17 protein-coding genes are annotated in these 15830 nt (G+C 36.4%); 9 read left to right on the forward strand and 8 right to left on the reverse strand.

Annotation, left to right across the window (positions count from 1 at the left end):
* Nucleotides 1-27: 27 nt before the first annotated feature.
* Nucleotides 28-663, reverse strand: coding sequence for a 16S rRNA (guanine(527)-N(7))-methyltransferase RsmG (gene rsmG / locus AB8P06_RS04435; protein ID WP_369838446.1), 636 nt, complete (start codon nucleotides 661-663; stop codon nucleotides 28-30).
* An 88-nt stretch (nucleotides 664-751) separates the two neighbouring features.
* Nucleotides 752-2089 carry a M20/M25/M40 family metallo-hydrolase gene (locus AB8P06_RS04440; RefSeq protein WP_369838449.1) on the reverse strand — a complete coding sequence of 446 codons (1338 nt, stop codon included), beginning with the start codon at nucleotides 2087-2089 and terminating at the stop codon, nucleotides 752-754.
* Between the two features lie 125 nt (nucleotides 2090-2214).
* Here AB8P06_RS04440 and AB8P06_RS04445 point away from each other — a divergent pair, with 125 nt between their 5' ends.
* On the forward strand, nucleotides 2215-3408 hold the full coding sequence (locus AB8P06_RS04445; protein WP_369838452.1) for a pyridoxal phosphate-dependent aminotransferase: 1194 nt from the start codon (nucleotides 2215-2217) through the stop codon (nucleotides 3406-3408).
* Between the two features lie 7 nt (nucleotides 3409-3415).
* Nucleotides 3416-6355, forward strand: coding sequence for a M16 family metallopeptidase (locus AB8P06_RS04450; RefSeq protein WP_369838455.1), 2940 nt, complete (start codon nucleotides 3416-3418; stop codon nucleotides 6353-6355).
* Nucleotides 6356-6418: 63 nt separating this feature from the next.
* On the opposite strand, the gene AB8P06_RS04455 is transcribed toward AB8P06_RS04450, so the two are convergent.
* Complete coding sequence (locus tag AB8P06_RS04455; RefSeq protein ID WP_369840019.1) at nucleotides 6419-7228, reverse strand: GLPGLI family protein; 810 nt, start codon at nucleotides 7226-7228, stop codon at nucleotides 6419-6421.
* Between the two features lie 81 nt (nucleotides 7229-7309).
* The gene (locus AB8P06_RS20660; RefSeq protein WP_440132421.1) at nucleotides 7310-7507 is read right to left on the reverse strand and encodes a bacteriocin-like protein; all 198 of its coding nucleotides are present in this window, start codon (nucleotides 7505-7507) and stop codon (nucleotides 7310-7312) included.
* Nucleotides 7508-7777: 270 nt separating this feature from the next.
* Between AB8P06_RS20660 and AB8P06_RS04460 the strand changes: the two genes are divergently transcribed.
* From AB8P06_RS04460 to AB8P06_RS04470, 3 genes are all read left to right on the forward strand, one after another.
* A complete protein-coding gene (locus tag AB8P06_RS04460) occupies nucleotides 7778-8410 on the forward strand; it encodes a peroxiredoxin (RefSeq protein WP_369838458.1) in 633 nt (210 codons plus the stop codon).
* Between the two features lie 145 nt (nucleotides 8411-8555).
* On the forward strand, nucleotides 8556-8864 hold the full coding sequence (locus AB8P06_RS04465) for a thioredoxin family protein (protein ID WP_007845618.1): 309 nt from the start codon (nucleotides 8556-8558) through the stop codon (nucleotides 8862-8864).
* Nucleotides 8864-9112 (forward strand): DUF6952 family protein, encoded by a 249-nt coding sequence (locus AB8P06_RS04470; RefSeq protein ID WP_369838460.1) that lies wholly within the window; start codon nucleotides 8864-8866, stop codon nucleotides 9110-9112. The genes AB8P06_RS04465 and AB8P06_RS04470 overlap by 1 nt, the downstream gene beginning before the upstream one ends.
* Nucleotides 9113-9220: 108 nt before the next feature.
* On the opposite strand, the gene AB8P06_RS04475 is transcribed toward AB8P06_RS04470, so the two are convergent.
* The 4 genes from AB8P06_RS04475 to AB8P06_RS04490 all read right to left on the reverse strand — a co-directional run bounded on the left by AB8P06_RS04475 (nucleotide 9221) and on the right by AB8P06_RS04490 (nucleotide 11937).
* Nucleotides 9221-9589: a VOC family protein gene (locus AB8P06_RS04475; protein ID WP_369838463.1), complete on the reverse strand. Its 369-nt coding sequence runs from the start codon at nucleotides 9587-9589 to the stop codon at nucleotides 9221-9223.
* 106 nt (nucleotides 9590-9695) lie between these two features.
* Nucleotides 9696-10382, reverse strand: coding sequence for a Bax inhibitor-1/YccA family protein (locus tag AB8P06_RS04480; protein ID WP_369838465.1), 687 nt, complete (start codon nucleotides 10380-10382; stop codon nucleotides 9696-9698).
* A 21-nt stretch (nucleotides 10383-10403) separates the two neighbouring features.
* Nucleotides 10404-10850 carry a peptidylprolyl isomerase gene (locus tag AB8P06_RS04485; RefSeq protein WP_369838468.1) on the reverse strand — a complete coding sequence of 149 codons (447 nt, stop codon included), beginning with the start codon at nucleotides 10848-10850 and terminating at the stop codon, nucleotides 10404-10406.
* Nucleotides 10851-10902: 52 nt separating this feature from the next.
* Nucleotides 10903-11937, reverse strand: coding sequence for an acyl-CoA reductase (locus tag AB8P06_RS04490; protein WP_369838470.1), 1035 nt, complete (start codon nucleotides 11935-11937; stop codon nucleotides 10903-10905).
* Nucleotides 11938-11996: 59 nt separating this feature from the next.
* Here AB8P06_RS04490 and AB8P06_RS04495 point away from each other — a divergent pair, with 59 nt between their 5' ends.
* The 4 genes from AB8P06_RS04495 (at nucleotide 11997) to AB8P06_RS04510 (ending at nucleotide 15776) form a co-directional block, all read left to right on the forward strand.
* Complete coding sequence (locus AB8P06_RS04495; protein WP_369838473.1) at nucleotides 11997-12347, forward strand: 4Fe-4S binding protein; 351 nt, start codon at nucleotides 11997-11999, stop codon at nucleotides 12345-12347.
* 122 nt (nucleotides 12348-12469) lie between these two features.
* Complete coding sequence (gene serC / locus AB8P06_RS04500) at nucleotides 12470-13534, forward strand: 3-phosphoserine/phosphohydroxythreonine transaminase (RefSeq protein WP_369838476.1); 1065 nt, start codon at nucleotides 12470-12472, stop codon at nucleotides 13532-13534.
* A 30-nt stretch (nucleotides 13535-13564) separates the two neighbouring features.
* Nucleotides 13565-14530 (forward strand): D-2-hydroxyacid dehydrogenase, encoded by a 966-nt coding sequence (locus AB8P06_RS04505; protein WP_369838479.1) that lies wholly within the window; start codon nucleotides 13565-13567, stop codon nucleotides 14528-14530.
* Between the two features lies 1 nt (nucleotide 14531).
* Nucleotides 14532-15776, forward strand: a complete 1245-nt coding sequence (locus tag AB8P06_RS04510) for a DUF1015 domain-containing protein (RefSeq protein WP_369838482.1) — start codon at nucleotides 14532-14534, stop codon at nucleotides 15774-15776.
* Nucleotides 15777-15830 lie beyond the last annotated feature (54 nt).

Genomic DNA, 15830 nt, shown 5'->3' on the forward strand with positions numbered 1-15830 from the left:
CAAAAATTATTCTTCAATTATGTTAAATTAAGAATTAAAATTACCTTTCGATACATAAACCACGCGTTTAGTATCAAAAAACTCTTCATCAAAATAGTTTTTAAGATTGAAAATCTCACATTTAATTCCGGCCAGCTCTTCAGCTAAATCACCTCCTTTTAAATATAAAACTCCGTTATGTTTGGGATTAAACTGTTCTTTTTCAAATTTTCCTTTCAGCCATCTCAGGAATTCCGGCATCTGGGTAACCGCTCTGCTCACCACAAAATGGAATTTTTCCTTTACTTTTTCAGCTCTTCCGTGAACGGCCGTCAGGTTTTTCAGTCCGATGCCTTCTGCTACGGCATTGACTACGCTGATCTTTTTACCGATAGAATCAATCAAGGTGAATTCTGAATCGGGAAATAAAATCGCCAGAGGAATTCCGGGAAAACCACCGCCTGTTCCGATATCCAAAACTCTGGTTCCCGGCGCAAACTCCATTACTTTCGCAATTCCCAATGAATGCAGAATATGCTTTTCATACAGGGATTCCATATCTTTTCTGGAAATTACATTGATTTTTTCATTCCAATCATTGTAGAGATCTTCCAGTTTTGTAAACTGTTCTATCTGATTTTCTGTAAGATCCGGAAAGTATTTTAATAGTAACGATATAGACATGTGAATTATTATAAAAAGCAAAAATAAGTTATTTCATACTTTATTCAAATTTAAGTTTGATTATTCACCGTTAAATAAATTTCCAAGGCTATTTTGCTATTCCCGGAATAACGGGTAAACTTAAATTCCCATCCTGGTTAACAGTCTGTACCGCAAAAATATAATTATCTTTTGAGAACGGGATTTTTATAGAAAGCTGGGTGCTAAATATTCTTTTTTGCCATAACGGGCTGTCCGTTTCTCTCATCAATACATAATAGCCTGCCGGTGTTCCCGATTTTGGTTTTTCCCAATGCAATGTGGTGGAATTCGTGAGCTCTTTCACCTCCATTTCCACATGTTCCGGTTTCGGGGTAGATTTAGCGAGGCTGGCAAGTACGGCAATATTAGCAGCCACATTTTTTTTCAGGTACTGATAATCTATAAATTCAGGAAGGTCACCGTATTGTTTATTCTTTTCCGTTCTTACGTTCTGATGCTGATGATCATAATTTTCATAATATTCGGTAAGCCGCACCGAAGGAAACCCGTAACTCACAAAGCTTGAATGGTCTCCGCCACGCAGGAACCTGTCGTTTCGGTAGATCAGCTTCACATCAAGCTTCTTCACATATTTTTCTGCAATTTCTTTTATGTATCTCGCTAATTGCCTGGATTCGCTGTCATTTTCCAATCCTAAATTTCTTATTCCCATCGCTTTTTTGTCCAGCTCCAAATAAGGTACACCTTCGCTAAATACCCTTAATGTGTGATCATTTATCTCATTGGTTTCACCGGCTTTCGTATTGCCTATCATATCATTATTCAAAACAGCTTCTATCTGAAGGTTTTCCTTTCTGGCTTTTTCTGCCAGAAGCTTTGAACCGAGCAACGACTGTTCTTCTCCGGAAAAGGCAACAAAAATAACAGATGCAGGGAATTTAGACCTGCTTAAAATTCTTGCAGCTTCTATGACAGCACTTACTCCGCTGCCGTCATCATTCGCTCCCGGAGCGAATGATTTTCTGTCCATCACATCCGTTACACGGGAATCAAGATGCCCGCCGATCAGGAAAATTCTTTTGTCATCAGGATCTGTTCCTTTCAGAAAAGCAACAGCGTTTCCAAGGCTGGTTACCTGGTCTACCCTTTTTCCATCCGGCTGGATCTCCTGCTCCTGCAAATACACTTCCATTCTTCCACCGGAGTTTTTCGCGTAGTCTTTAAATTTTTCAAGTACCCAGTTCCTTGCTGCCCCTATTCCTTTGTTGGGATCATTAACGGAGCTCAAAGTGTGCCTTGTATTGAATCCTACAAGTTTGCTGATATAAGATTGTAAAGAATCTGAATTCACTTCAGAGACATATTTTTTGATTTCATCGTCTTTGGACTTTATTTGCGAAAAAACAATAAAGGGGGCAAACAATAAAAAAAGAGAATATTTCATTGCAGATTTTTTTTAACAGATGGTTTTAAATATACGAAATCTCTTTTCTGAAAGCAGTTTTTTTGTTTCACATTTTATTCCAATCAGGTTTTTATTATATATTTGTTATTATACAAAAATACTATATGGACAAACTTTCAGATAGAGTAAAAAGACTAGGTTACTCACAAACTTTTGTAATGTCTAATAAGGCCAGAGAGATGAAAGCCAGCGGAATAGACGTTATCAGTTTAACCCTTGGCGAGCCCGATTTCGATGTTCCTGATAATATAAAGCAGGCCGCTTTTGATGCCATCAACCAAAACTATAGTCACTACTCTCCTGTTCCCGGTTTCTTAGAACTTCGTGAAGCCATTGCATACAAATTAAAAAGGGATAACAACTTAGAATATAAACCTACACAAATCTGTGTTTCAAACGGAGCCAAGCAGGCTATTTTAAATGTTCTGGCAGCAATTATCAATGACGGGGATGAAGTTCTTCTTCCCGCTCCTTATTGGGTAAGCTACGATGAAATGGTAAAAATGATGGGTGGAACTTCTGTAATGCTTCCTACCTCTTATGTAACTGATTTTAAAATCACGGCAGAACAACTGGAAGAAGCCATTACAGACAAAACCAAAGCGATCCTTTTCAGCTCGCCTTGTAATCCTTCCGGCGGATATTATACGTATGATGAGCTTCAGTCTTTAGCTAAAGTAATTGCAAAATATCCTTATATCACAGTAATTTCAGATGAGATATATGAGTTTATCAATTATGAAACCAAGACAAAATCAATAGCACAGTTTCCGGAAGTTTATGAACAAACGGCTGTTATCAACGGAATGTCAAAAGCTTTCGCAATGACAGGCTGGAGAATCGGATATTCCGCATGTCCTGAATGGCTCGCAAAAGCCTGTGAAAAAGTACAGGGACAAATGACCAGCGGTGCCAATACAATGGCTCAGCGAGCTTCTATCACAGCTTTAAAAACCGATCCTTCGGAATATAAATACATGATCGATGCTTTTGAGAAAAGGAGGAATCTTGTTTATGAATTAATAAAAGAAATCCCCGGATTTAAAGTGGTGCTGCCTAAGGCTGCTTTTTACTTCTTCCCGGATATTTCTCATTATATCGGTAAAATTTTAGACGGAACAGTCATTAATGATGCTGATGACTTTGCCATGTTCCTTTTAGAAAATGCGCATGTAGGCTGTGTAGGTGGTGTTTCTTTCGGAAGCCCTGAATGCATCAGATTCTCTTACGCAGCTTCAGAAGATGATTTAAGAGAAGCTATGAGAAGAATTAAAGAATTATTGGAAAAATTTAAATAAAACATACATGAACTTTTTAAAGAGAATCACAATTGCAACAAGCATTGCAGCGGCAAGTTACTGCGGATATGCCTACGGACAGGATTTCCAGTGGAAAGAAGCTAAATCTAACGGCTACAGCTACAAATATGTAACCAATGATCCTACTTCAGCGAGATATTATACGCTAAAAAACGGATTGACAGTTATTTTAAGTCCGACTAAAAAAGATCCGAGGATCCAGACTTTTATTGCTACAAAAGCAGGAAGTAAAACCGATCCGTCTGACCACACCGGTCTGGCGCATTACCTAGAGCATATGCTTTTCAAAGGAACAGACCAGTTCGGTTCTAAAGACTGGGCAAAAGAAAAGCCGCTTTTAGATCAGATCGATGCTCTTTACGAAAGATACAACCAGACTAAAGACGAAGCCAAAAGAAAAGAAATTTATAAGGAAATCGATAAAGTTTCCGGTGAAGCTTCAAAATTTGCCATTGCCAACGAATACGATAAAATGATGTCCGGAATGGGAGCTGACGGTACAAATGCCTTCACCTCTTTCGAACAGACCGTTTATACGGAAGATATCCCTGCGAATGTTACCGATAAATTCCTTGCAGTTCAGGGAGAAAGATTCAGACAGCCTGTTCTGAGACTTTTCCATACGGAGCTGGAAGCTGTTTACGAAGAAAAAAACAGAGGCCTTGATAACGACCCGAGAAAAGTGTATGAAGCTATGTTTGCTGCAATTTTCCCTAATAACAATTACGGAAAGCAAACCACCATCGGAACGGTTGAGCATTTGAAAAACCCTTCATTAAAGGCAATCAGAGAATATTTTAACAATTACTATGTTCCTAACAACATGGGAGTGATCATGTCCGGAGATTTTAACCCTGATGAAATGATCGCAAAAATTGATAAAGCTTTCTCTTATATGAAGTCTAAACCGGTACCTGAATATAAAGTAGGAACGGAAAGCCCGATCACCTCTCCTATCGTAAAAGAAGTTTATGGGCCTACTCCTGAAAATATTACTATCGGATTCAGATTTCCGGGAGCTACAACAAAAGATGCAAGAATGCTGAATTTTGTAGGAAGCATGCTAACGAACGGACAGGCAGGATTAATTGATCTTGATTTAGTAAAAAAACAAAAGTTGCTGGCGGCTTATGCTTTCCCTTATGTTCTGAAAGATTATTCAGTTCTTCTATTACAGGGAAATCCTACGGAAGGCCAGTCTTTGGATGATGTAAAAGCTTTATTGCTTCAGGAAATTGATAAGCTTAAAAAAGGAGAATTTTCCGATGATCTGATTCAGTCTATCGTTAATAACGAGAAGAAAAATGTGATCCAGAAGTATGAGAAATATACTTCCAGAGCAGAATCTTTGATGGATGAATTCACTTCCGAAGTAGATCACAAAGCCCAGTTGGAATATATTGAAGAGATTTCAAAGCTTACAAAAAAAGACATTATGGATTTCGCGGCAAGGTATCTTCAGGATAACAATTATGTGGCGGTTTACAAAAGAAAGGGAGAAGATAAAAATATTGTAAAAGTTGACAAACCTGCCATTACTCCGGTTTCCGTAAACAGAGACGATCAGTCTCCGTTCCTGAAAAAAGTAAACGAAATGCCGGAAACTCCGATTTCTCCGGTCTGGCTGAACTTCGATAAGGATATTGCTAAAAATAAATTAGGAAATGTAGATGTACTTTCTGTAAAAAATACGGATAATGATCTTTTCAGATTATATTATCACTTCGATTCCGGAAAATGGAATAATAAAGTTCTTCCTTTAGCAGCGGAATACCTTCAATATTTAGGAACGAAAAACAAATCTTCAGAAGACATCAGCAAAGAGTTCTACAAACTGGCTTCAAGCTTTAATGTAAGCGCAGGAAACGAAGAAACTTATGTTACCCTGGAAGGTTTAAATGAAAACTTTGATAAAACGGCAGCCTTATTTGAAAATTTGATCAAAAACTACCAGCCGGATCAGAAAGCACTGGACGCTTACAAAGCCAGACTTAAAAAATCCAGAACGAACGCAAAACAAAATAAGTCCACGATCATGGCCGGTCTTAGAAGCTATGCACAGTACGGAGCTCAGAATCCTTTCAACAATACTTTAAGCGATGCCGAACTGGATGCTTTGAAAGCAGAAGATCTTGTAAATGTACTTCACGATTTATTTAACTTTAAGCATAAAGTTCTTTATTACGGTCCGAAATCAGGAAGCGAAGCCGTAGCTGCTTTAACACCTATTCATAAAGTTTCAAATTCGCTGAAAGATATGCCTAAGTCTAAAACTTTCGCACAGATTCCAACGGATAAAAACAAAGTTCTGTTTGCACACTACGATATGGTTCAGGCAGAAATTTTCTGGGTAAGAAACGGTGATGCTTACAATTCCGGCATTACTCCGACCGTAAACCTATTCAACAATTATTTTGGTGGCGGAATGGGTTCTGTAGTATTCCAGACCATCAGGGAATCTAAAGCTCTGGCTTATTCTACTTATTCTTATTTCTCTCTTCCAAACAAAAAAGAAGATAAAGATATTGTTACCGCTTATGTAGGAACTCAGGCTGATAAATTCAATGAGTCTACCATAGCGATGAATGAGCTTTTGAATACGCTTCCAAAATCTGATCAGTTATTTGAAACGGCAAAAAGCGGATTGAAGAAATCTATTGCCGCTGAAAGAATTACCCAAGACGGAATTATTTTCACTTATCTGAGAGCTCAAAAGCTTGGAAATGCGTCTGATATAAGAAAGAATGTTTACGAACAGTCTCCTAAATTATCTTTTGCCGATATCAACAGCTTCCATGATCAGCAGATGAAAGGTAAAAATTACACCTACTGCCTTGTCGCTTCCCAGGATAAAGTAAATGAAGCCGATATGCAGAAACTCGGTGAAGTAAAAAAACTCACCCTGAACGAAATATTCGGTTATTAGAAATAAACAAAAAGCTCTGAAATCAGAGCTTTTTTCTTTATTCCTTTCAAAAATAATTATAGATTATTTGTAATTAATCTTGTGATTAAGTTCTATAGGATTGTTATTTTCTTTTATTCTTTTTTTCATATTGTCTGTATAAATTTTCATGTCCGGAGTAACACCATTACCTTTACCATCATCTACTTTAATAGGTGCTCCCGTAGCTTTTATTCGAGATAAAGGATCTGAATAGTAATTTTCAGACAGTTTTTTAAATTGTTCCCAACTTAATTCCGAACCTTTATTTCTATAATAGACATTCTTATCACCATTTTTTATTTCAGTTAAATTAAAGATATAATTATTCTGATCATCTGAGATTTTAATGATCAGACCAGGCAAACCATTAAAAATATAAGGACCGTCCTGAATAGAAATCTCGGTTGCAAACCAGGCAATCCAATTTCTACCACCATAATTTACTGTTGCTTTTTGAACACTAAAATTTGCAATTTTATTCTTTTCGGACAAAATTTCCCAATCAAGCTTTTCATTTATCTTTATAGAAAATATCTCGGAATAGATTGTCTGAATATTTTTAAAAACTTGATTTTCTGACAAATTTTTTGTTATATAAAACTGATCTTCAAACCTAGGTTTTCTACCTAAACCAAAACCTGTTTTTGCAATAAGAGAATCAGATTTTTTTTCAAATTCGGTTCTGAAAACAGATAAACTTCCATCTTTAATATCCAAAACCATCTTTTCTAAAATTGTACTATCTTTTAAAGGATTTGGCTTATACTTCAAATCATATTTAAATGATTGATTCTGACCAATAGCATGGTTGTGAAATATTATAACAAAAAAGAAAAGCAAAACTTTTAAAATTTTTTTTTTTCATAATTTAAAGATAAGAATCATGTAAAAGATGAGCCGTAAAATTCACGCCTCATCTTTTTATAATTTAATTTACATGCATCTATTACATGAATTCCCATTTGAATCCATCCACCATCCGCAGGTAAGACCATATTGTTGACACGTATCAGTACCTACGCCCATAGTAGGTTTACACATATCCTTACAGCCATCAACACCTTCAGGAAAACGTATTCCTCCCGTTAAAGGTTTCAACTCATTTCTAGAAAGCCTTTTTAAATTTTTCATACATTTTGTTTTTTTATTCTGAACAAATATAGAATTAGGAAAAACTCAATACAATAATATTTCAAACAATAGAGATTTATCACTAATATTTATAATATTTTATGAGAAAGAATTAATCTAATCAACAAGTAAATGGAAATTATTCTTGAAATAAAAATTCAATTTTATAATTAAAAACAATTATAGATTTTATTTATCAATTCAGACTTGTTTGATAGACGATATATTTTTATCTTTGCAACAGAAAATTTAAATATAAAACAGAAAATTATGTCTTTAGTAGGAAAAAAATTCCCAAATGTAACAGTAGATGCAATGTCTGAAATGGGTGATGATCTTAGAATTAACATTCTTGAAGAAGCTACCACTAACCAACAAAAAGTTCTTTTATTCTGGTACCCAAAAGATTTCACTTTCGTATGCCCGACTGAGCTTCACGCTTTCCAGGAGGCTTTAGGTGAATTCGAAAAAAGAAACACTAAAGTAATCGGTGCTTCTTGCGATACAAATGAAGTACACTTTGCATGGTTGAACGTATCAAAAGATAACGGCGGTATTGAAGGGGTTACTTACCCGCTTTTAGCCGATACTCACAGACAACTGGCAAACATTTTAGGAATTGTAGATCAGGATTTCGAATACAATGAAGATGGAGAGGAAACTTTCACAGGTTCTAACGTAACTTACAGAGCAACATATCTAATTGACGAAACAGGGAAAATTTTCCACGAGTCTATAAATGATATGCCTTTGGGAAGAAACGTAAAAGAATATTTAAGATTAATCGATGCCTATACTCACGTTCAGAAGCACGGAGAAGTTTGCCCTGCAAACTGGGAAGAAGGAAAAGATGCAATGAAAGCTGACAGAAACTCAACTGCTGAGTATTTGGCTAAGAACTAATTTAATCTAGCAATGTAGCAATAATAATGTAACAATATATCAGTGTAACAATGTACCAATATTTGAAATTTCAGTATTTTAATTGTTAGATTGGTAAATTCTCAAATTGCTACATTGCTAAATTTTAAAAATTAAAATTTAACTTATGTATACAGAATTAACAGAAGATACGCTTCAGAATATTGTAAGCGACAATGAAAAAGTAGTAGTACAATACGGTGCCACATGGTGCGGAAACTGCAGAATCATGAAGCCGAAATTCAAAAAGCTGGCATCAGAAAATGAGGAGATCCCTTTTTTATATGTAGATGCCGAAAAGTTACCGGAAAGCAGAAAATTAGCTAAAGTTGACAACTTACCTACTTTCGCTATTTTCAAAAACGGAGAATTGGTGAATCAGGTTCAGTCTAACCAGGCTGAGAGTTTAATTAACTTATTTAATGAATTAAACTAATGAAGTTACCTATAATCAGACAGTTTTATCAGAATCAGACACCTGAAAACCTGGAAAAAACATTAGAGGTTTTAGAAAGCTTCTGCGAATTCAGAGGAACAAGTGAAGAAGATCTGAATGTTGCCGGAGAATTGATCACCAATATCTGCGGGGCACTAGAAGTTCACACTAATGTTCAGAACGGATTTAGCGAAAAAGATGCTTTAAATTCTTTTGCTCAAAAGGTTTTAGGATCTATTGACAAATAAATCATTAAAGAACTGAACAATTTAATGTGTAAAAAATTGAAGAATTCCTGTTCTTAAAAATAAAAATCCCGATGAAAAGTACATCAGGATTTTTTTCAATTTAAAAAGTCAATCCCGCTGTTTAACGATAAAAACAGTTCCTGCAGGGTCTGTGATCCAATGCATATTATCCGGGATTTTTTCAAACTCATCACATGTTTCTACACCATTGTCTTTAAGATGAGATATAGCCCCAGGTACATCCGGCACATTAAGTTCAAGCCATGTTTCCGAATGGGTATAATTGTCAACACAATCCAGCCAGACGGTATTGCCTCCAAATTTCACTTCATGAGTTCTTGATACTGTCGGGTTATCAATAGGCTTCTCTTCAACCTCCAGCTTTAGAATATCCTTATAAAAAGATACCGTTTGCTCATATTTGTTTTTAGGGATCTTTATGGCAATATTAATCCCGCCCTCAAATTTTCCTTCCATAATTAAGTTTTCAGATTAAGATATCAGGCCTAAATTACAAAAAATTAAAATCCCGATGAAAGCTCACCGGGATTATATTATTTTTAAGTATCTGTTAATTATGAGATTAGCTTCTTCTGCTCATCAGAATTCTAAGGATATACCAGAATAACAGCATTATAGAAGCAAAAAGCTGTAAAGAAGCTCCCACATACTGCCCTGTTGTATAGGTATTTTTAAGCTTACTGGTTTCATATAAAATACTTGCAGAAGCCAGGATAACCATTCCCACCGAAAACCAAAGCCCAAGATTGAACCCGAAAATCGCACCGGCAACAATTAATCCTAAAGCAAGGAAGCCTCCGATAATGATAATATTTCTAAGGAAAGAAAAATCTTTTTTAGAAGTGAAGGCAACAGCAGATAATCCTGCAAACATGGCGATCGTCAACATGGCCGCCTGGAAAATAACAACTCCTCCTGCAGTAGCCACTGCAATATAAATCAACGGTAAGAAAATCACTGCTTCAAGCAAAATATAAAACCCAAGCCCTAAATATTGCGTTGATCTGCTCTGGGACAGCGACCATTTATTGGACAGAATAGAAGCCAGCCAGAATACACCGATGATAAGCAACCAAGTATATCTCTGGGCAAACATTAAATTAATCAGCTCTACCGGCACTGTTTTAAGCAGAACCGTTTCAACTCCTATAAATGCAAGGATGGACAGGGCAACGTGCAAATACGTCTTTTTGTAAAAATTGGCTCTTTCAACTTCTGAAGAATGAGCAACCAAAACATCTGTGATCATAGTTAGTATTTTTTTATTTATTTATTTCTCTTGATCAGCCGGCTTAATCCCAAGGATCTTGCCATCTTCTTCAAACAATACGGTAACTGCTACCTTTGCTGAAGAATCACCTTCATATTGGTATTGAATCATCGGATAGCTTTTCCCATCCATTAAAGATTGGTAACCGGTTTTTAAAACAGTCAGTTTTTTACTGGAATCAATTCCTTCGGATACTTTTTTAAGAATATCATCCGTCACTAAGGTTTTTACTTTATCAGACAGCAATAAATCTATTGTTTTGCGGTCAGAAGACCTTAAAGCATTCATAAACTTAAAAAACGTCTCATTATAAGAACTGATTTTCTCTTTGCTCAATTCCGAAGGCAACTGTTTTTTCTGTGGGTTTTCAACCTGTACATCCACTACTTTCTGTGAAAAGTAAAACTGTGCAACCAGCATTATAAGTACTAAAAATACTTTTTTCATAGCCTCTATTTTTTAATTTGGTGAAAAATAAGGGAATCAAGATACAAAAAAATCAGATGACCTCTAAAAATTTCATCGTATCTACATTATCAGCATATGTATTGAGCCCGGGATTCTGAGCCTCTCCAAAGGGAACAGAATCAAATCCCAATTCACCCTTACCCACTACACACTGTATGTTTTCTTCATTTTCAGCAATGAATTTCCTGACATCTTCCAAAGAAGAGTATCGGCTGAAATTAATCACAGAAAGCGGACTGAATAATTGATCATCCTCTTTAAGCATCACAAAATTATTATCCCAGAATTTATCCTGGTTCAGAAGATAAACCGCCCTGTTGTAGTCATAATTGTTGGCATATTTATGATGATTGATGATATCCTGAAAATTTAAAAAGTTTTCAAACAGTCTGTCAATGACAAAATCTTCCGGAATGAAAATCCGGGTTACGTTTCTGCAACCCAATCCAAAATACTGGAAAATATCGTTGGCTAAAAGCTGTAATTCCTCATTGGTCTCATCCCCTTTTAAAACGGCTACTGAGGTTCTGTTTTTACGGATAATGCTTGAATGATTCTTAAAATAGTATTCCAGGTATCTTGCCGTATTGTTGCTGCCTGTTGCGATCACGGCATCAAAGTCCTCAAGCCTATCCACAAACTCATATTCGACCCGACCATCAGAAAACTCCTTCCATTTTTTTAATAAGAACGGAATCATATATCTGTCCTTGGAAGACAGCTTAATCACCGGAATATGATTGCTTAAAACAACGGAGATCACATCATGAAAACCGACTAAAGGGATGTTTCCGGCAAGAATCAATCCTACTTTTTTTGAAATTTTAGAGATTGAATACTTTTTAATCCAGCTGTTTATATTCTCTTCTGTAAGCAGATCCGTCCACTGCTGTAAGGCAAATTTCTGATTATCAATAGTAAACCACGGATTTTCTATTTCAGATTTTCTCAACAATAATTCAAAATCAGAATCATTTTCATTATAATCTTCATTATTTTTTGCTAAAAACGCTCTTATATAATCACTTAGCCTAACAAGACCTAAAACTTTATTTTCGGTATCCATAATTACTTTTAAATTGGGGAATATTTTGTAATTTTGTGCAAATTTAAAAAAAATTAGCGATGGCTATTAAAATAACTGATGAATGTATTAATTGTGGTGCCTGCGAGCCGGAATGCCCAAATAATGCAATTTATGAAGGAGCAGTAGACTGGAAAGCTTCCGAAGGTACCGAGCTTAGCGGTACTGTGACATTAACATCAGGCCTCACAGTGGACGCAGATGCACCCCAGGAGCCTGTAAGTGATGATGTTTATTTTATTGTGACTGATAAATGTACGGAATGTAAAGGATTCCATGAAGAACCACAGTGCGCCGCAGTTTGTCCTGTAGACTGCTGTGTTCCGGATGAGGATCACGTAGAATCCGAAGAAGCCCTCCTTAATAAGAAAGCGTTTTTACACGGTGAATAAAAGATGCCGTCTCATCCAATTTGAGACGGTTTTTTTAACTATAAAATTCAAATAATCTAGTAAAATATTAATAATGAAACTGCAAGCATAGAAAATCTTGCAAAACCAAAAAAAATAACAGTATGAGTAAAAAGCACAACTTTAGCGCGGGACCATGTATCTTACCTCAGGAAGTATTTGAAAAATCAGCGGAAGCGATTCTTGATTTTAACGGTATCGGTTTATCTCTCCTTGAAATTTCTCACAGAAGTAAAGACTTTGTTGCCGTGATGGATGAAGCACGTGCCATTGTAAAAAGACTGATGAATCTTGGTGATGATTATGAAGTGTTATATTTGGGTGGCGGTGCCAGCTTACAGTTTGCAATGGTACCTTACAACCTGTTGAAAGTAGGTGGAAAAGCTGCTTATCTTGATACGGGAACATGGGCTTCCGGAGCTATTAAAGAAGCTAAAAAACTAGGAAATGTAGACGTAGTAGGTTCTTCAAAAGAAGATAACTATTCTTACATTCCGAAAGATTATACAGTAGGATCAGAATACGATTATTTCCATTGTACCTCCAATAATACCATTTACGGAACTCAGATGAAATCATTCCCGGAAGTAGATACCCTGATGGTTTGTGATATGAGCTCTGATATTTTCTCAAGACAGCTTGATTTCTCAAAATTTGATTTAATATATGCCGGAGCTCAGAAAAATATGGGTCCTGCAGGCGTTACTCTTGTCGTTATAAAAAAAGAGATCCTTGGAAAAACAGGAAGAGAAAATATGTTGTCAATCTTAGATTATTCTCAGCATATTTCAAAAGAATCAATGTACAATACCCCGCCGGTTTTCCCGGTGTATGCTTCTTTACTTACGCTACAGTATCTTGAAAACAACGGTGGAATTGCAGCTGCTGAAAAAAGAAACGAGGCAAAAGCCCAGCTTTTATATGATGAGATCGACAGCAACCCGCTTTTTGAAACATTCTGTGTAAAAGAAGACCGTTCTTTAATGAATGTTTCTTTCAAATTATTGGACGAAAGCAAAAAAGAAGAATTTGACAGCGCATGGAAGGCTGCAGGAATCAGTGGGCTTAACGGACACAGAAGTTTAGGCGGTTACAGAGCGAGCCTGTATAATGCTTTACCTATTGAAAGCGTGCAGGTTTTGGTGGATGTAATGAAGTCAATAAAATAAACTAAATTAGGCGACTGAAAAAATAGAAGTATGAAAGTTTTAGCTAACGATGGAATTTCCAAAGCTGGAGAACTCGCTTTAAAACAAGCCGGAATAGAAATCCTGGATCACCGTGTTGCCCAGGAACACGTCATTAATTTCATCAATGAAAATAATGTCGACGTACTTCTGGTAAGAAGTGCCACCAAGGTAAAGCAGGATGTTATTGACGCCTGCCCGGGGCTGCAGGTTATAGGAAGAGGAGGCATCGGAATGGATAATATCGATGTTGAATATGCTAAAAGCAAAGGGATCAAAGTAATCAATACCCCTACTGCATCTTCAAAATCGGTGGCTGAGCTGGTTTTTGCCCACTTTTTCTCTCTGGCAAGATTTCTTCATGAATCCAACAGATTGATGCCACTGGAAGGTGAAACCCACTTCAATGCACTGAAAAAATCATTCAGCAATGCCTATGAGCTTTCAGGAAAGACATTGGGAGTGATCGGTTTCGGAAGTATAGGCCAGGAAGTAGCCAAGATGGGGATTTCTTTAGGAATGAAGGTTAAAGTTTTAACCAGAAAACCTAAAACAGAAGTGCTTACCTTAAGCTTTTTTGACGGCCAGTCTGTCAATTTTGAAATTACTTCTACCAACGATACAGATGCATTCCTTAGAGATACGGATTTCATCAGCATCAATACCCCAAAAACGAATGAATATATTATAGACACTGAGCAGTTTGAAAAAATGAAAGACGGTGTTTATATTGTAAATACTGCAAGAGGTGGCGTAATCAATGAAGTTACCCTACTCGACTTTATTGAGTCCGGTAAAGTGGCGGGAGCTGCGTTGGATGTTTTTGAAAACGAGCCTACCCCTGAATTACCTTTATTAATGAACCCTGCGCTATCGCTGACTCCACATTTGGGTGGAAATACCATAGATGCACAGGAAAAAATAGGAGTTGAACTTGCAGAACAAATCATAAAGCTAAAAAAAGAAACTATACTATAATATGCCTGTTTTTAAACCATTTCGCGGAATTAGACCTCACAAAGACTTTGAAAGTACTTTTCCTACCCATCCTCTTGACAATTTTACTCAGGAAGAGATTGCGGAAAAGGCTCAAGTCGAAAATACTTACATCAATATGATCAAACCATATGTTGTAAGTAAATCTAAAGATATCGACCGGAACCTACGAAAGATCCGATCAACTTTTGAAGAACTCATGGATGAGAAAAAACTCATTCAGGACAATTCGGCTTATTATCTTTATGAACAGATCTATCCGAGTAAACAGGTTTTCAGAGGACTGCTTGGCCTGGCAAGTATTGAAGACTTCTGGAACGGGAAAATCAAAAGACATGAAAGTACCATTCCCCAGAAAAAAGAAAAGCTGGCTCATTATCTTGAGAAGGTGAACCTGCAGGCAGAACCTGTACTGCTTACCTACCCTGCCAATTCTAAAATAGAGTTGCTGATGAATCATGAAGAGAAAAACGTTCCGATTTTCAATCATGTGGATTCAAAAGGGATCAGACATAAAATCTGGAGAATAGACAACCGTCTGAAATTACAGCAGTTTAAGGAAGTGATCGATCAGATCGACTCTTTCTATATTGCAGACGGCCACCACAGGATCGGTTCTACTGCCCTGAACGCCAAGCACCAGAAAGAAAAAAACAAAAGACATAACGGTACCGAAGCATACAACTTCGTCTATAGCTTTATCGTTTCCAACCAGTCTATTAAAATTCATGATTACAACAGAATCCTGACTGATTTAAACGGTATCCCGAAAGAAGAATTCTTAAAGCAGCTTGAAAACTATTTTCTGATTCATGAAAAAGGTGAAGCAGCATATTTCCCTTCACAGAAATTCCATATTTCAATGTATATGGATGGTAAATTCTATTCACTTCACGTAAAGCACGATCTTCGTTCCCAGGAAATGTCCCTTGACAATCTTGATCATCATCTTTTAGATAAATATATCTTTAAGGGGATCCTGAAAATCGAAGATCCGGACAGCTCAGAGAAAATTTCTTATGTGAAAGGAACTTCCAATATTGAAGGGATTAATATTTTAAAGGAAAAAGTAGATAACGGTGAAGCTTATGTAGGATTTGGCATCTATCCCGTAAGTTTTAATGATATGATTAAAATTTCTGACCTGAAATTGAGCATGCCCCCGAAATGTACATTTATTGAACCGAAATTGGTTACAGCATTGCTAATGTATGATATGAAACCTTAAAATATTCCTAATTTTTCCCTACTTTTATACACGGAAAAGAAAGGTAAAAGAACA

It is taken from the genome of Chryseobacterium tongliaonense, assembly GCF_041224435.1.
Classification (GTDB): Bacteria; Bacteroidota; Bacteroidia; order Flavobacteriales; family Weeksellaceae; genus Chryseobacterium; species Chryseobacterium tongliaoense.

What these genes read in the sequence shown, in the direction of transcription:
- AB8P06_RS04450 (WP_369838455.1), top strand. Translation starts at nt 3,416, where the DNA reads ATGAACTTTTTAAAGAGAATCACAATTGCAACAAGCATTGCAGCGGCA.
- AB8P06_RS04490 (WP_369838470.1), bottom strand. Translation starts at nt 11,937, where the DNA reads ATGGATACCGAAAATAAAGTTTTAGGTCTTGTTAGGCTAAGTGATTAT.
- AB8P06_RS04495 (WP_369838473.1), top strand. Translation starts at nt 11,997, where the DNA reads ATGGCTATTAAAATAACTGATGAATGTATTAATTGTGGTGCCTGCGAG.
- AB8P06_RS04460 (WP_369838458.1), top strand. Translation starts at nt 7,778, where the DNA reads ATGTCTTTAGTAGGAAAAAAATTCCCAAATGTAACAGTAGATGCAATG.
- AB8P06_RS04510 (WP_369838482.1), top strand. Translation starts at nt 14,532, where the DNA reads ATGCCTGTTTTTAAACCATTTCGCGGAATTAGACCTCACAAAGACTTT.
- AB8P06_RS04445 (WP_369838452.1), top strand. Translation starts at nt 2,215, where the DNA reads ATGGACAAACTTTCAGATAGAGTAAAAAGACTAGGTTACTCACAAACT.
- serC (WP_369838476.1), top strand. Translation starts at nt 12,470, where the DNA reads ATGAGTAAAAAGCACAACTTTAGCGCGGGACCATGTATCTTACCTCAG.
- AB8P06_RS04440 (WP_369838449.1), bottom strand. Translation starts at nt 2,089, where the DNA reads ATGAAATATTCTCTTTTTTTATTGTTTGCCCCCTTTATTGTTTTTTCG.
- AB8P06_RS04470 (WP_369838460.1), top strand. Translation starts at nt 8,864, where the DNA reads ATGAAGTTACCTATAATCAGACAGTTTTATCAGAATCAGACACCTGAA.
- AB8P06_RS20660 (WP_440132421.1), bottom strand. Translation starts at nt 7,507, where the DNA reads ATGAAAAATTTAAAAAGGCTTTCTAGAAATGAGTTGAAACCTTTAACG.
- AB8P06_RS04505 (WP_369838479.1), top strand. Translation starts at nt 13,565, where the DNA reads ATGAAAGTTTTAGCTAACGATGGAATTTCCAAAGCTGGAGAACTCGCT.
- rsmG (WP_369838446.1), bottom strand. Translation starts at nt 663, where the DNA reads ATGTCTATATCGTTACTATTAAAATACTTTCCGGATCTTACAGAAAAT.
- AB8P06_RS04475 (WP_369838463.1), bottom strand. Translation starts at nt 9,589, where the DNA reads ATGGAAGGAAAATTTGAGGGCGGGATTAATATTGCCATAAAGATCCCT.
- AB8P06_RS04465 (WP_007845618.1), top strand. Translation starts at nt 8,556, where the DNA reads ATGTATACAGAATTAACAGAAGATACGCTTCAGAATATTGTAAGCGAC.
- AB8P06_RS04480 (WP_369838465.1), bottom strand. Translation starts at nt 10,382, where the DNA reads ATGATCACAGATGTTTTGGTTGCTCATTCTTCAGAAGTTGAAAGAGCC.
- AB8P06_RS04485 (WP_369838468.1), bottom strand. Translation starts at nt 10,850, where the DNA reads ATGAAAAAAGTATTTTTAGTACTTATAATGCTGGTTGCACAGTTTTAC.